Annotated in this window: 13 protein-coding genes; 9 read left to right on the top strand and 4 right to left on the bottom strand. The window is 71.2% G+C overall.

Annotated features, from left to right (window positions below; genetic code table 11):
- Positions 1-55 precede the first annotated feature (55 nt).
- From STBA_RS06110 to STBA_RS06100, 3 genes are read right to left on the bottom strand one after another with little or no spacing between them, the layout of a single operon-like run.
- On the bottom strand, positions 56-991 hold the full coding sequence (locus tag STBA_RS06110; RefSeq protein WP_079251750.1) for a carbohydrate ABC transporter permease: 936 nt from the start codon (positions 989-991) through the stop codon (positions 56-58).
- Positions 988-1,908 carry a sugar ABC transporter permease gene (locus tag STBA_RS06105; RefSeq protein WP_077058263.1) on the bottom strand — a complete coding sequence of 307 codons (921 nt, stop codon included), beginning with the start codon at positions 1,906-1,908 and terminating at the stop codon, positions 988-990. The genes STBA_RS06110 and STBA_RS06105 overlap by 4 nt, the downstream gene beginning before the upstream one ends.
- Before the next feature lie 32 nt (positions 1,909-1,940).
- Positions 1,941-3,242, bottom strand: a complete 1,302-nt coding sequence (locus STBA_RS06100) for a sugar ABC transporter substrate-binding protein (RefSeq protein WP_077063132.1) — start codon at positions 3,240-3,242, stop codon at positions 1,941-1,943.
- A 139-nt stretch (positions 3,243-3,381) separates the two neighbouring features.
- On the opposite strand from STBA_RS06100, the gene STBA_RS06095 reads away from it, so the two are divergent.
- From STBA_RS06095 to STBA_RS06065, 7 genes are all read left to right on the top strand, one after another.
- The gene (locus tag STBA_RS06095; protein WP_077058262.1) at positions 3,382-4,485 is read left to right on the top strand and encodes a substrate-binding domain-containing protein; all 1,104 of its coding nucleotides are present in this window, start codon (positions 3,382-3,384) and stop codon (positions 4,483-4,485) included.
- A 444-nt stretch (positions 4,486-4,929) separates the two neighbouring features.
- Complete coding sequence (locus STBA_RS06090) at positions 4,930-7,707, top strand: Tat pathway signal sequence domain protein (RefSeq protein ID WP_077058261.1); 2,778 nt, start codon at positions 4,930-4,932, stop codon at positions 7,705-7,707.
- Between the two features lie 76 nt (positions 7,708-7,783).
- A complete protein-coding gene (locus tag STBA_RS06085; protein WP_077058260.1) occupies positions 7,784-8,158 on the top strand; it encodes a VOC family protein in 375 nt (124 codons plus the stop codon).
- Positions 8,159-8,355: 197 nt separating this feature from the next.
- Positions 8,356-9,393 carry an iron ABC transporter permease gene (locus STBA_RS06080; protein WP_253194561.1) on the top strand — a complete coding sequence of 346 codons (1,038 nt, stop codon included), beginning with the start codon at positions 8,356-8,358 and terminating at the stop codon, positions 9,391-9,393.
- A 1-nt stretch (position 9,394) separates the two neighbouring features.
- A complete protein-coding gene (locus tag STBA_RS06075) occupies positions 9,395-10,201 on the top strand; it encodes an ABC transporter ATP-binding protein (protein ID WP_077058258.1) in 807 nt (268 codons plus the stop codon).
- Positions 10,188-11,222, top strand: a complete 1,035-nt coding sequence (locus STBA_RS06070) for an ABC transporter substrate-binding protein (RefSeq protein ID WP_077058257.1) — start codon at positions 10,188-10,190, stop codon at positions 11,220-11,222. Before STBA_RS06075 ends, STBA_RS06070 begins: the two co-directional genes overlap by 14 nt.
- An 83-nt stretch (positions 11,223-11,305) precedes the next feature.
- Entirely contained in the window at positions 11,306-12,202 is an 897-nt protein-coding gene (locus tag STBA_RS06065) for a hypothetical protein (RefSeq protein WP_077058256.1), read from the top strand.
- Positions 12,203-12,227: 25 nt separating this feature from the next.
- Here the strand turns inward: STBA_RS06065 and STBA_RS06060 are convergent, their stop codons facing one another.
- Positions 12,228-13,079 (bottom strand): phytanoyl-CoA dioxygenase family protein, encoded by an 852-nt coding sequence (locus STBA_RS06060; protein ID WP_077058255.1) that lies wholly within the window; start codon positions 13,077-13,079, stop codon positions 12,228-12,230.
- Between the two features lie 142 nt (positions 13,080-13,221).
- On the opposite strand from STBA_RS06060, the gene STBA_RS06055 reads away from it, so the two are divergent.
- Both STBA_RS06055 and STBA_RS06050 read left to right on the top strand, forming a co-directional pair.
- Entirely contained in the window at positions 13,222-14,073 is an 852-nt protein-coding gene (locus STBA_RS06055; RefSeq protein WP_077058254.1) for an RNA polymerase sigma factor SigF, read from the top strand.
- A gap of 49 nt (positions 14,074-14,122) precedes the next feature.
- On the top strand, positions 14,123-14,611 hold the full coding sequence (locus tag STBA_RS06050; RefSeq protein ID WP_143659440.1) for an ATP-binding protein: 489 nt from the start codon (positions 14,123-14,125) through the stop codon (positions 14,609-14,611).
- The last annotated feature ends 5 nt before the right edge of the window (positions 14,612-14,616 follow it).

Genomic DNA, 14,616 nt, shown 5'->3' with positions numbered 1-14,616 from the left:
AACACCTTCGGTCGGCGGACTCACCTGGCAAGGACTGCTCGTCTGGTGCGTCGTGTCACTTGACGCCACCCTCCGCAAGACCGGCCCGCCACCGGCGTTGCAGCGGTATGAAGAGGAGCAGGAGCGGAATGGTGGTCACCGCCGAGCCGATGACGACCAGGCGCGTGTAGTCCGGGTTCTGGCTCACCGCCGAGTTCCAGGTGAACAGGCCCTGGGCGACAGTGAAAAGGTCGTTGTCGGTGAGCATCACCATCGGCAGGAAGAAGTTGTTCCAGATGCCGATGAACTGGATGAGGAAGATCGTCAGGGCCCCGGGCGCCATCATGCGCAGACCGACCGAGAAAAAGGTCCGTACCTCGCCCGCACCGTCGATCCTGGCGGCCTCGAGCAGTTCGTCGGGTATGGCGCCCGCGGAGTAGGCCCTGGCCAGGTAAACGCCGAACGGGTTGACGATGAGCGGGATGAAGACGGACCACATGGTGTCCGTGAGCTGGAGGTTCGCCATCATCAGGTAGAGGGGGATGACGATGGCGGTGTTCGGGATGAGCACGCCGGCGATGACGAGGGCGTACCACTTCTCCTTGCCGCGGAACGGAAACTTGTCGAAGGCGTAGCCGGCCGCCACGGACAGCAGGGTGCCGGCCAACGCGCCGCCGACCGCGTACACCGCCGTGTTGAGCATCCAGCGGCCGAAGCGGCCCCCGTCCGCGGCGAACAGGTCCTGCACGTTCTCCAGGACGTGGAAGCCGCTCGACGGCGAGAAGCCGTTCCCGCTGTACAGCTCGGGGAGGGTCTTGGTGACGGCGAACAGCAGCCAGAGCAGCGGCAGCAGAGTGTAGATGCCCGCGATGGCGCACAGGCTGGTGACCGCGGAGCGCCGCAGCCACCACGGCAGCGGGGTGCCCGGCGCCCGTGCGCCGCGGGACGGTCCCGCGCCGCCCGGCCCGCCGGACCTGGCGGAAGGACGTTCGGTTTCGAGGGTGTCGGTCATCGCAGCGCCCTCCGATTGGCGAATCTGGTGACGGCGAAGGAGAGGACGCCGGCCAGCACGGCGATCAGCACGGAGACGGTCGCGGCGTAGTGGTAGTCGTTGCTGTTGAACGCCGAGGAGTAGGCGAGCATGTTCGGGGTCCAGGTGTTGCTGATGGGGCTTTCGCCCGAGGTACGCAGGATCATCGGCTCGGTGTAGAGCTGGAGCGAGCCGATGATGGTGAACAGCGTCGCCACCAGGACCGTCGGGAGGACCTGCGGCAGCTTCACGTTGAAGGCGATGCGGAACTCGCCGGCACCGTCGATCCTGGCCGCGTCGATGGTCGTGCGCGGCACGGCCTGGAGGCCGACGAAGATCAGGACGACGTTGAAGCCGAGCGCCCCCCAGACGGCGATGTTGACCAGCGAGAACATGACGTTGTTGCCGCCGAGGAAGTCGATGTCCCAGCCCAGGGCGGAGAAGGCGTCGACGATCGGGCTGAGTTCCGGGGTGTAGAGGTACAGCCAGATGAGGGAGGCGATCAGGCCGGGGACGATGTGCGGCAGGAAGAGCAGGGTCTGGAAGAAGCGCCGCCCGTAGGTGAGCGCGTTGTCCAGCAGCAGGGCGAGCACGATCGCCAGCACGACGAGCAGCGGAACGAAGATCAGGCCGTAGAGCAGCACGCGCCCGACGCCGCTGAGGAAGTCCGGGTCGGTCAGGGCCCGCGTGTAGTTGTCGAACCAGGCGAAGACGAGTTCGGGACCGCCCCAGCCGAGCCCGCTGAACCGCTCGCGGAAGAAGCTGAGCCCGACGGCGTAGAAGAGGGGCAGAATGTAGGTGAGGGCGAAGAGCAGGAAGAACGGCCCGAGGAGCAGCAGGACACCGTTGCGTCGTTGTCTGCGTATCCGCGACCGCGGGGGTGAGGTGGTGGATGCCATGGCTTTCCCTGGGTGCGTACCGGGTGTGCGGGTCAGGTGGTCACGTCGAAGCCGCGCAGCCTCAGCTGGTCGACGACGTCGTCCTCCCAGCGGTGCAGCGCATCTTCCAGGCCCCCGGGACGGCCCATCGATCCGGTCATCTCGTCCATGAGCCTGGCGAAGCCGTCGGTCATGTCGGGACCCCACTCCCAGGCCGGGGGCACGCTCTCCGCGGCGGCGGTGGCCACGGCCGGCACACCCATGCCCGCGACGTAGGGGTTGGCGGCCTCGACTTCGGTCGCCCAGATGTCGAACAGGTCGCTGTTGGCCGGCATCGCCGTGCTGGCGGGGACCATCGCCGCGATGGCGTCGGGGGAGGTGGCGACCCAGCGGGCGAACTCCATGGCCTCCTCCGGGTGGTCGGCACCTTCCGGTACCGCGAATCCGGAGCCGCCGTAGTTGCCCGCGGCGGTGCCGTCCCACGCGGGCAGCGGTGCCGCCGCCCAGCTGCCGGCCAGCTCGGGCACGAAGCGCGAGAGGTTGCCCAGCATCCAGGGCGCCGCGATCATGCCGAGCGAGCGCCCCTGTTGCAGGTCCGCGATGTGCTTCTCGGCGAACAGCGGCTCGGCGTTGACCAGATCGTCGGCGACCATGTCGTCCCAGTAGCGTGCGACGGAAAGGCTCGCCTCGTCGGTGGCGTTCACCTCCCAGCTGCCGCCGGCGGTGTCGAACCAGTTGGCACCGGCCTGCCAGGCCAGGCCCGCCAGGAGCGCGGCGTCGGTGTTGCCCAGGGTGGCCAGCACGGTGTCCGGCCGCTCGCCACGCAGTTGCTCGGCCGTGTCGCGGAACTCCTCCCACGTGGTGGGGAGGTCCAGCCCGTACTCCTCGAACAGGTCGGCCCGGTAGAGGAACACCTGGGGTGCGATGTTGTAGGGGAGGGCGTAGACGTCGCCGCCCAGCGCCACTTGATTCCACGCCCACTCCGGGAGCACGTCGCGCAGTTCCCCGGCGCCGTAGTCCGTGATGGGCTGGACGACGTTGTGCGTCACGAAAGCGGGGACCTGCGGGTACTCGACGGTCACCACGTCGGGGCTCTTGCCGGCGCGCACCGCGTTGTACATCTTGGAGTAACCGCCGCCGGTCCCCGCCGGTACCTGCTCGAAGACGACGTGGATGTCGTCGTGCGTGGCGTTGAAGCGGTCAACTGCCTCCTGGGAGCCGGACGTCCACGACCAGAACGTGATGGTGGTCGGCCCTCCCTCGGCCGCGCCCGATATGCCGCACGAGGCGAGCAGAGCGGCTGCCACGCCTGCGGCCAGGGAACCTCGAACGGTCAGGTTTCTGCGGTGGGACACCACGGCGGCTCCTTCTCTGGCTTGCGCTACTGCACCTTGGCCCAGCAGTGCACATGAGTCAATACAAGTGCACGCGCAGATTCATACTTCTTCAGTGAGTCCTACGATGGTGCATTACGCATCATGAGAGGACAGGTGGATGGCCGACTTGCTCGTCCTGCAACGCCGGGAGCTGCTCCTTCGCGAACTGCGGGCCACCGGCGCCGTGCACGTCGCGGAGCTGGCCACCCGGCACGGCGTCTCGCCGGGCACGATCAGGCGGGACCTGACCGAACTCGCCCGTGAGGGCCACGTCATCAAGACGCGCGGCGGGGCCGTCCTGCCCCGGCGGGACGCGGAGGGCCGGCCGCTGTCCGCGGGGCGCGGCGCCGGCGCGGCCCCCGCGGGCCTGGACCCGCGGACACTCGGGCTGCTGGTGCCCTCGGCCACCTACTACTACCCCTCGGTGATCGACGGGGTGCGGTCGGTCGCCACGCGGCACGGCGCCCGGGTGGTCATCTCCCTCTCCCGCTACGCGGACCCCCGCGACCTGGAGCAGGTCGACGAACTCCTCGCGTCCGGCGCCTCCGGGCTGCTCATCGCCTCCGCGGGCGGCACGCACGTGACCGACGCCCTGGTCGACCGGCTCCACGCCACGGGCGTTCCGTTCGTCCTGCTGGAACGCCGGACCGACGATCACCACGAAGCCTGCGAGTCCGTCGTCTCCGACCACCGCAGGGGCGCCTTCGGTGCCGTGCGTCACCTGCACCGGCTCGGCCACCCCCGCGTCGGTCTCTATGCGTACCCCAGCCCCACCGCGCCGCTGATCAGGGACGGGCACGCCGCCGCCGTCCGGCAGTTGCGGCTCGACCCCGCGGCCCCGGTGCGTGAGGGGCGCAGGCACCCGCCCGGCTCACAGGCGGCGGCGCGCCAGTACGACGCATTCATCGAGGACTGCCTGGCCAGCGGCACCAGGGCGGCCCTGGTCCACTCCGACCAGGACGCGATCGTGCTGCTCCAGCGGCTGCGCGCCCGCGGGCTGCGCACGCCTCAGGACATGGCCCTGATCGCCTATGACAACGAGTTGGCGGCGCTCGCCGAGGTGCCGCTCACCGCGGTCGCGCCGCCGAAGGAGCAACTCGGCGCGTGCGCCGCCCAGCTCCTCGTCGACCGCCTCGGCGAGCCCGGCGGGGGCGCCGTGCGCAGCGTGACCATGCAGCCGCGCCTGGTGATACGGCAGTCCTGCGGAAGCGCGCAACACTGACCCTGCATGTGCATAAGTGTGCAGGCATGGGCGTCCGGTGAGCGGCGCCGCGTTCCCGGCCGACGGTGGTCGACCGCGGCGGGCCGCTCCCGCCGGTTCGGTGCACGGGGGCAAATAGCCTGATCGGACGGGGTGTTCGGCGGCGTTCGCCGGTGGCACGCCCTGGGCGCGGGCGGACGGGCCGCGCGTCGGTCCGGGGAAAACTGGCACCCGACTCTGGTCCGTTGGAGCAGTTCGGTGTAATTATGAGCGGCAACTGATCGAGCCGTAGCGATCCGTGACAACGTGCGCACAGTACCCGCCGGCGGCCCTCACCGGGAGCCCGCGGACTGCTTGCCCGATGCCCGCTTCCCCGCCCCTTCCCCCGGAGCACGCCGAAGCCGGGGTGAATCGATTCACTCCCGGTCGTGCCGACATCCGCGTTTCTTTGTGAGGTTCTTTCGCATGACACTCCCCAAGCCGGCCTCCGCCACCGCCCCGACGTCCTCGTCCGGCCCCGGCAGACGGTCCTTCCTGCGCGGAGCCGCGGCCGTCGGCACGGCCGCGCCCCTGTCGTCGTTCCTCTCCGCGGGCACCGCCTCCGCCGCCGGCCGGCCGGCGGAGTCCGCCGGCCCGTCGGACGTGGCACTCCGGTGGCTGGAGGACCGCCCCGCCGAACTGGCCGGAGCCAGTTGGGGCACGCCCTGGCCGATGGGCGCGGTGCCGGGCGACCAGTCGTTCGCGCTCACGGCGGCCGACGGGGCGGCGGTGCCGGTGCAGTCCTGGCCGCTGGCGTACTGGCCGGACGGCTCGCTGAAGTGGAGCGGGCACGCCATCTCCGGCGCGGGTGCCGCGGCCGACGGCTACACCCTGACCGCGGGCGACCCGGCGGCGCCGCGCTCGGCGGTCACCGTCCGGGAACGGCGCGGGCACGTGGACGTGGACACGGGCGTGATCACCGCCCGCATGCCGACCGGCGGCACCGACCTGGTGGCGCGGGTCAAGCGCGGGGACCGCGTCATCGCGGAACAGGGCAGGCTGGTCAACCTGAAGCAGGACGGCATCCCCGACGACGGCATCGGCACCGTGCGCCGGGAGGAACTCCTCAGCGCCGTCGAGGAGGTGACGGTCGAACAGTCGGGACCGGTCCGCGCGGTGGTGAAGATCAGCGGGAAGCACAAGCGGCGGGGCCGCTCCTGGCTGCCGTTCACGGTCCGGCTGTACTTCCACGCCGGGGCGGAGAGCTTCCGCATGGTCCACAGTTTCGTCTTCGACTCCGACGGGCAGCGCGACTTCATCGCCGGCCTCGGCGTGCGCTTCACCGTCCCGCTCGACGACGAACTGCACGACCGGCACGTGCGGCTGGTGGGGGAGGGGCACGGCGCGCTGGCCGAGGCGGTCCGACCGGTCACCGGGCTGCGCCGCGACCCGGGCGAGGCGGTCCGGCAGGCCCAGGTCGCCGGCCGGCGCACCCCGGACCTCTCGACCTGGGACACCCGCGTCTCAGGACGGATCGACCTCATCCCGGCCTTCGGCGACTACAAGCTGTCCCAGCTCAGCTCCGAGGGCTTCACCGTGAGCAAGCGGACCAAGCCGGGACAGGGCTGGGTCCAGGCCGACGAGGGCCACCGGGCGGCGGGTGTCGGCTACCTCGGCGGTCCCGGCGGCGGGTTCGCGTTCGGGCTGAAGGACTTCTGGCAGCTGCACCCCACCCAGCTCGACATCCGCGACGCGCACACCCGCAAGGCCGAGGTCACGGTGTGGCTGTGGTCGCCGGACGCCCCGGCCATGGACACCCGCTTTTACCACGACGGCCTGGGCCAGGACACCTACGAGGAACAGCTGGAAGGTCTTGAGGTCACCTACGAGGACTACGAGCCGGAGTTCGGCACCCCGTACGGCGTCGCCCGCACCAGCGAACTCACGTTCTGGGCGCTGGACGGCACGCCGGACGCGGAACGCCTCGGCGCCATCGCGGACGCGGTGCGCGCCGCTCCGCAGCTGGTCAACCCGACCGAGCACCTCATCGCGACGGGTGCGTTCGGCGGTCTCTTCTCGCCGGTGGACCGCTCGACCCCGGCCCGCAGCCGCATCGAGGACAATCTGGACTTCCTCTTCGACTACTACGTGACCGCACGCGAGCAGCGGCACTGGTACGGCTTCTGGAACTACGGCGACGTCATGCACAGCCAGGACGGCGACCGCAAGGTGTGGCGCTACGACATCGGCGGCTACGCCTGGGACAACTCCGAACTGTCGCCCGACCTGTGGCTCTGGTACGCCTTCGTGCGTTCCGGGCGCGCCGACATCTTCCGCTTCGCCGAGGCCATGACCCGCCACACCGGCGAGGTGGACGTCTACCACGCCGGCGAGTGGGCCGGCCTCGGCACCCGGCACGGCGTGCAGCACTGGGCCGACAGCGCCAAGCAGCAGCGCATCAGCACCGCCACCTACCGCCGCTTCTACCACTACCTCACCACCGACGAGCGCACCGGCGACCTGATGCGCGAACTCGCCCGCAGCGAGGCGACGTTCCTCGTCCTGGACCCGATCCGCAAGATCAGGGAGGAGCCCTACGAACCGGACCCGCGGGCGCTGTCCATCGGCTTCGGTACCGACTGGAGCGGGCTGGCCGCGGCCTGGCTGACCGAGTGGGAGCGGCGCGGGCCGCGGTGGGAGGAGTGCCGCGACAAGCTGCTCGGCACCATGGAGACCATCGCCGCGCAGCCCAACGGCTTCTTCCAGAGCCCGGGCCTGTACGACATGGAGACCGGCCGCTACGCCGTCCAGGAGGAGCCGCGGATCTCGGTGTCCCACCTCTCGGCCGTTTTCGGCCTGGTGGAGGTGAACGCGGAGCTGATCCAGCAGATCGACATGCCCGAGTTCGAGGCCGCCTGGCTCCAGTACTGCCGCCTGTACAACGGAACGGACGCCGAGGCCGAGGAGGAGCTGGGCGGCACCCTGCCCGCCAACCGCAATCTGAGGCAGGCCCACACCCGGCTCACGGCCTACGCCGCGGCCCGCCTGGACGACGACACCCAGGCCGAACGCGCCTGGACCGGCTTCTTCCACCCGTCCACCGACTGGGAGTACGGGCGGGACACGGAACTGGGCACGGAACGTGTGGAGAGCACGCTCAACCCCACCGACTGGTGCGACAACGCGTCCACCAACAACACCGCCCAGTACGGCCTCGCGGCCATCCAGAACCTGGCCCTGATCGGTGACCGCATGCCGGACTGAGACCGGCCGATGAGTTCCGGGCGCGGTCACGGTCCTCACTACGGCAACAACCCGTACGTGCAGGAGGTGGGAACGCATGGCGTCCCAGGACAACATCACCGGACTCGGTGTCATTCTCGGCAGCACGGAGCCCGAGCGGCTCGTCGAGTGGTACCGGGCCGCGCTCGAGCCATTGGGGGCCCGCTGGGCGGAACACATGCTCATCGTCGGGCCGGGGGCGGTCATCGGATTCGACCGGCGGGACGACGTGGCGGACAAGGCCGCGGAGCCGGGGCGCCATCTGGTCAACGTCACCGTGCGCGACATCCGGGCGGCCGAGGCACATCTGAACACGCTGGGGGTCACCTGGGTGCGGCCCGTCGAGGACGCGGGCGAGGGCTGGTACTTCTCCACGGTCCTCGACCCGGTGGGCACCTACCTGCAGCTCATCCAGGGCCCCGACACGCCCTGAGCCGGGGACGCGCGGCCGTGCGCGTCGGAATCCCGCTGCCCCGCAGCGCGTCCGCTGCGCTGTGGGGCAGGACACAGTGACAATGAAAATGATTATCGATACTGTCCCTCGGGTGTCCGCGTCTGCCGGACGACGCACCATCACGAAGGGGCCGCCACCATGCACGACGCCCACGGCCGGGCGAGCGGGGGGACCGCGTGAACGGCAGCGCGCGGTTGCTGCCGGCCCTCGCGCTCGGCGTCGTCCTGCTGGTGTCGGTGGTGGTGGCGGTCGGCCTGGGGCCGGCCGTCATCTCCCCCGCGGACACGGCACGTTATCTGTGGGCGGCGGTGACGGGCGGCACGATCGCGCCGGATGAGGTCACGACCTACCAGATCGTCTGGCAGGTGCGCACGCCGCGGGTGCTGCTCGCCGTGGTCGTCGGCGCGGGGCTGAGCGCGGTGGGTGTCGCGGTCCAGGCGCTGGTGCGCAACGCGCTGGCCGACCCGTTCGTGCTGGGTGTCTCCTCGGGGGCCTCGGCCGGTGCGGTATCGGTGCTCGCGGTGGGCGCGTTCACCTCCCTCGGCGTCTACGCGCTCTCCGCCGGGGCGTTCGCGGGTGCGCTGTGCGCCTCCGTCCTGGTCTACGCCGCCTCCTACAGCAGGGCCGGACTGACGCCGCTGCGGCTGGTCCTGACCGGCATCGCGATGGCCTACGGCTTCCAGGCGCTGATGAGCGTGCTCGTGTACCTGGCCCCCGACGGGGAGGCCACCCACACCGTGCTGTTCTGGACGATGGGCAGCTTCGGCGCGGCCACCTGGGGCTCCCTGCCGGCCGTGGCCGTCGCGGTGGCCGCCGGCCTCGCGGTGCTGCACCGGTTCGGCCGGGCCCTCGACGTCATGGCCCTCGGCGACGAGACGGCGGCCAGCCTCGGCATCGACGCCACCGCCCTGCGCAAGGGGCTGTTCGTACTGACCTCGCTGGTGACGGGGGCCATGGTGGCCGTGAGCGGCGCCATCGGCTTCGTCGGGCTGATCATCCCGCACCTGGTGCGCATCGTGGCGGGCGCCGGGCACGCCCGGGTCCTGCTGTTCGCGCCGCTGGTCGGCGGCATCTTCATGGTGTGGGCCGACCTGCTGGCGCGGACCCTGGTCGCCCCGCGTGAGCTGCCGCTCGGCGTGATCACGGCCCTGGTGGGCGTTCCGGTCTTCATCACCCTGATGCGCCGCCGCGGCTACCTGTTCGGAGGCCGGTGACATGGACCTGGAACTGGACGCCGTATCGGTCGAGATGGGCGGCAGGGCGCTGGTGGAACGGCTGTCCCTGGACGTGCCCGAGGGCCGGATCGTCGGGCTCGTCGGGCCCAACGGCAGCGGCAAGTCGACGGCGCTGCGCTGCATCTACCGTGCCGTGAAGCCGACGGGCGGCGCCGTGCGGCTCGGCGGCCGGGAGCTGTCCGGGCTCTCGCTCGCCGAAAGCGCCAGGTCCGTCGCCGCGCTGACCCAGGAGGGCGGCGCGGAGCTGGACTTCACCGTCGGCGAAGTCGTCGCCCTCGGCCGCACCCCGCATCTGCGCGGCAACCGGGCGCTCAGCGCCGGTGAGCGCGAGCTGTGCCGGTCGGCGATGCGCCGCCTCGACGTGCTGCACCTGGCCGACCGCGGCATCCTCACGCTCTCCGGCGGCGAGCGGCAACGCGTGCTGGTGGCGCGGGCGCTGGTGCAGGAGCCGGCCGTGCTGGTGCTCGACGAGCCGACGAACCACCTCGACATCAAGCACCAGATCGCGCTGCTCTCGATGCTGCGTGCCTCGGAGCTGACCGTCGTCGTGGTGCTGCACGACCTGAACCTGGCCGCGGCCGTCTGCGACCGCATCGGCGTGCTGTCCGCCGGCTCGCTGGTCGCCTCGGGACCGCCGCGCCGGGTGCTCACCGCCGAGCTGGTCCGCGAGGTCTTCGGCGTCACCGCCACCGTGGTGCCGCACCCGCTGACCGGCGACGTCCAATTGCTCTACTCCCTTTCCCCACCACCGCAACGGCACCGGGAGCCGCCTCATGACCAGAACTGACACCACGAACGCCGCGCGCCGAGCCGCACGCCGCGTCCTCGTGCCGGCGACGGCGGTCACGCTGCTGCTCGCCGGCTGCGGCGCGGACGTGGCGGACGACGACGGCGACGCGGCAAACACGGTGACCGTCGGCCGGTGCGGCGAGGAGGTGGAGTACCGCAGGCCGGAACGGGCCGTGGTCTACGAGGCGGGCAGCGCGGACAAGATGTTCGCCCTGGGGCTGACCGACGCGGTGCACGGCTACGTCATGCCCCCGGCCAACCCGCCCGTCGAGGAGTCGCCGTGGGCCGAGGAGTACGCCCGGGTGGAGATGCTCAGCGACGACCTCCTCAACCGCGAACTGGTCGTCGACGCCCGCGCGGACCTCGTGGTGGCGGGCTGGCAGTCCGGGTTCAGCGATGAACGGGGCATTACCCCGGAGATCCTGGACGGCCTCGGCATCCAGAGCTTCATGCACAGCGAGACCTGCTACAACTACCCGGGGCACCCGATGGAGGTCGCACCGTTCGAAGGGCTCTACACCGACCTGGAGCGGATGGGCGCGATCTTCGGCGTCGAGGAACGGGCCGCCGAGGTGATCGACGGGCTGCGTGAACGGGTCGCGGCCGTCGCGGAACAGGCGCCCGAGGGGCCGCCGCCGCGCGTGTTCCTCTACGACTCCGGCACCGACCAGCCGTTCACGTCCGGCAACCAGGCCCCGCCCCACGAGATCATCGACGTGGCCGGCGGCGAGAACATCTTCTCCGGCCTGACCGACCGCTGGACGTCCGTCGGCTGGGAGGCCGTCGTCGAGGCCGACCCCGAGGTCATCGTCATTCTCGACTACGGCGACCAGCCGGCCGAGGAGAAGATCGCCTTCCTGAAGTCCTTCCCCGCGCTCTCCGAGGTCACGGCGATCCGCGAGGACAACTTCCACATCCTCGACTACAACGAGGCGATCAGCGGCCCGCGCATCGTGGACGGCGCGGAAGGATTCGGCGCCTACCTGCGCACCTTCCGAAGCGGCGGCCCGGCGGACTGAGCGCGGCAACTTTTCGCGGTCCCGCGGCGACCTGGAGGTGCTCGACTTGCTCGGCACGTTCCCCCACCCAGTCAGGAGCCGCGATGAGAGTGAAGTCACGTCTGCGCCGTGCCGTTCGGCTGCCGGGTCTGGTCGGCGCGGTGCTACTGGCCGTTGCGGCGGCGCTGGTGTCCGGGCCGCCGGCCGCCGCCGCGGACGGGCCGTCCGCACGGGCCGCGGAACCGTGGAACCCGCCCGCCCAGTACGCGCAGGGCCTGGACGAGGTCTGGCAGCACGTGGAGAGCACCTACCCGGACCTGTACGGCTTCCGCAACTACGGCTGGGACCAGCTGATCGCGAACGAGGGCACGTTCACCTACTGCGTGCGCTGGGAGTCCGCCACCCCGGTCACCGCGGCCACCCGCGACCGGATCGAGACGGTGCTCCAGGAGCAGTGGGCCAAGTGGTTCGACGGCATGCGCGGCTTCGACGGCTTCCCCTACCAGCAGGTCCCGGTCGAGGTCGTCGGATGGGCCGCGGCCAACGACGGCGTCCTGCAATGGGACGACGACGCCGTCGACCGCTACATCGGCATCCTCGACGGGGCGGGCGCGCCGCAGTGCGCGCCGGAGTGCGGCCGGTTCTTCAACCAGGACGGGGACTACTCGCAGTGCCCGGGAGGCGAGGCGCGGCACTACGACCAGTCGCTGTGGCTGACCGACGGCTTCGGGGGCGGCGCGGGCGGTGACTGGGGCCAGCGGATGGGCCAGGAGTACTTCAGCGGCGCGCTGGGCCAGGAGGACATCACCATTCTCCTGCACGAGATGGGACACACCCTGGGTCTGGACGACTTCTACGACTGGACGCCGACCGGGGCCGGCGGGTTCCTGATGAAGGCCGGTGCGGCCAGCCACGTCACCGAGTTCGACACGTGGATGGCCAGGGACTTCTGGCGCCACCTCAAGGACCGTTACGGCATCGGCGCCGCCCGGCACGCCTGAACGTCCCCGCGGGGACCGGCACCGTTCACGGTGCCGGGGCCGGCCAGGGGTCGAGGCCGAACAGCCGCCGCGTGAGCGGCGTCATGGCCGCCAGCCCGGCCGCGTCCCAGTGGCCGGGCGGCGGCGGCACGTCCGCGCCGTGCGGGTGGGGGATCTGCACGTAGCGCGTGAACTGCGCGACGCGGGTCGTGGGACGCCGGTTGTGGGAGGCGCCGTGCGGCATCAGGTGGTGCAGCAGCGCGAACGAGCCCGCCGGGCCCGTCACCTCGACACTGTCGAGGTGGGTGATCCGCCGCCACCCGTCGTGCAGGGCCCGCCCGTCCCCGCCCGCGGCCCGCGCGGCCTCGACCTCCTCCCGGACGATCGTGTGCCCCCGCGGCACCACGTGAATGCCGCCGCCGCGGGGCTCCACGTCGGTGAGGTAGAAGCAGCCGCCGAGCTGTACCTCCTGCGGCGTGAACAGGAAGTCGGTGTCCGCGGGCACCGAGGCGTCGATGTGCAGATTCTGGCTGAGCACCTGGTCGGCCAGCCCGTCGTTGCGGACGGTGATGCCGACCGAGCCGTCGAAGACGCGCAGCCTGGGCGTGCCGAACAACTGGGCCATCACCCGGTACAGCGTTTCGTTGCCCATCAGCGGGATCAGTTCCGGGGTGTCGAAGCGGTCGTTCCCGTCGGGGTGCAGCGGCTTGATGCGGCCGTTGTACACCGCCCAGTGCGCGGGCAGGGTCAGGTCCGCGGGCAGGAGGCCGAGCACGGCCCTGCGGTAGCGGTCGGTCTCCTCGGGGGTGAGCACGTTCTCGACCAGCAGGTATCCGTCCCGGTGGAACCGGGCGACCTGCTCGTCGGTCAGCACCGGCTGCAGTGTTCCGCTGCTCATACGGTCCCTTCCGCGCGACGCGTACCCGCCGTGCGTGCGGGCCACCGGGCAGTGTCGCGCGGCCCCGTGGCTTTGGCAACGCTGATTGGGCGGCTCCGAGGCGGGTAGGCGCCCGATCAACAGCGCGACTGCGGGAGGGACGATGACGGTGATGACGACGTCCGCGACGCCGACGGTGAACGGCCGGGAGGCGCAGCTTCCCGAGGTGGAGAACCCTCGGAAGGTGACCCCCAAGGACGCGCGCAGTCTGTCGAAACTGTACTTCGACCGCCTGACCGAGCTGGAGGAGGGCACCCAGGAGTACCAGGATGCCCGCAACACGCTCATCGAGATGAACATGTCGCTGGTGCGGTACGCGGCCGGGCGGTTCCGCAGCCGGGGCGACGACATGGAGGACATCGTCCAGGTCGGCATGATCGGGCTGATCAAGGCCATCGACCGGTTCGAGCTGACCCGGGAGGTGGAGTTCACCACGTTCGCCGTGCCGTACATCGTCGGCGAGATCAAGCGGTTCTTCCGCGACACCACCTGGGCCGTGCGTGTGCCGCGCCGCCTTCAGGAAGCCCGTCTCGAACTGGCGCGTGCCACCGAGGAGCTGTCCACGCGCCTGGGCCGCTCCCCGAAGGTCAAGGAGCTGGCCGCCCTGATGAATCTCACCGAGGAGGAGGTCATCGAGGCGCGGGTGGCGTCCAACGGCTACCACTCCTCCTCCCTGGACGCCGCCATCGGGAACGAGGAGGAGGGCGAGACCGCCCTCGCCGACTTCATCGGCCGGAACGACCCGGGCATGGAACTGGTGGAGGACTTCCACGCGCTGGGCCCGCTCATCGCGGAGCTCGGCGAGCGCGACCGGGAGATCATTCACCTGCGCTTCGTGGAGGAGCTGACCCAGACGCAGATCGGCGAACGCCTCGGGGTGTCCCAGATGCACGTCTCGCGGCTCCTGGCGCGTACGCTCGCCCGCCTGCGCAAGGGCATGCTCGCCACGGGCTGAGACAGCACCCTCGCGCCCCGGCCGGGGCGGCCGGAGCGGAGGAACGACGGTGGGGGCACCCATGGTGACGAAGGCGGAACGGCAGCCGCGGCGGCAGTGCGCCGGGCGGCGGCGCCAGGCGTGGCCGCGGCCCGGCGCGGTGGAGTGGCGGGATGTCCCGCAGACCAGCGGGCACGCGCGGGATCTGACCCGCGCCTACCTGGCTGGCCCCGCAGCCGACGCCCGCGATGTCGACCTCGACGCGGTCCTGCTGGTGGTGTCGGAGCTGGTCACCAACGCCGTCCGGCACGCCGGCGGCGTGACCGGCTTCTGCTTGGAGGCGGGGCCCCGCGGGGTCGCGGTGCTCGTGTCGGACGCCAGCTCCCTGCGCCCCGTTTCCGGCGAGCACGTGCCGGGGCGGGCCGGCGGATTCGGCTGGCGGCTGGTGCGCCAACTGGGCAGCGCGGTCACGGTGTCGGTCAGGCCGGGCGCGGGCAAGACGGTCCGCGTGCACGTTCCCGTACCGGACCACGCCCGCACCCCTGACCCGCACACCTGACCCGT

Source organism: Streptomyces sp. MP131-18, assembly GCF_001984575.1.
Classification (GTDB): domain Bacteria; phylum Actinomycetota; class Actinomycetes; order Streptomycetales; family Streptomycetaceae; genus Streptomyces; species Streptomyces johnsoniae.
This window is presented reverse-complemented; position numbering and strand designations above follow the sequence as displayed.

Bases quoted from the DNA above. Each gene is read 5' to 3' on its own strand.
- STBA_RS06060 (WP_077058255.1), bottom strand. From the start codon at position 13,079: ATGAGCAGCGGAACACTGCAGCCGGTGCTGACCGACGAGCAGGTCGCC.
- STBA_RS06095 (WP_077058262.1), top strand. From the start codon at position 3,382: ATGGCCGACTTGCTCGTCCTGCAACGCCGGGAGCTGCTCCTTCGCGAA.
- STBA_RS06105 (WP_077058263.1), bottom strand. From the start codon at position 1,908: ATGGCATCCACCACCTCACCCCCGCGGTCGCGGATACGCAGACAACGA.
- STBA_RS06070 (WP_077058257.1), top strand. From the start codon at position 10,188: ATGACCAGAACTGACACCACGAACGCCGCGCGCCGAGCCGCACGCCGC.
- STBA_RS06090 (WP_077058261.1), top strand. From the start codon at position 4,930: ATGACACTCCCCAAGCCGGCCTCCGCCACCGCCCCGACGTCCTCGTCC.
- STBA_RS06075 (WP_077058258.1), top strand. From the start codon at position 9,395: ATGGACCTGGAACTGGACGCCGTATCGGTCGAGATGGGCGGCAGGGCG.
- STBA_RS06065 (WP_077058256.1), top strand. From the start codon at position 11,306: ATGAGAGTGAAGTCACGTCTGCGCCGTGCCGTTCGGCTGCCGGGTCTG.
- STBA_RS06085 (WP_077058260.1), top strand. From the start codon at position 7,784: ATGGCGTCCCAGGACAACATCACCGGACTCGGTGTCATTCTCGGCAGC.
- STBA_RS06055 (WP_077058254.1), top strand. From the start codon at position 13,222: ATGACGGTGATGACGACGTCCGCGACGCCGACGGTGAACGGCCGGGAG.
- STBA_RS06110 (WP_079251750.1), bottom strand. From the start codon at position 991: ATGACCGACACCCTCGAAACCGAACGTCCTTCCGCCAGGTCCGGCGGG.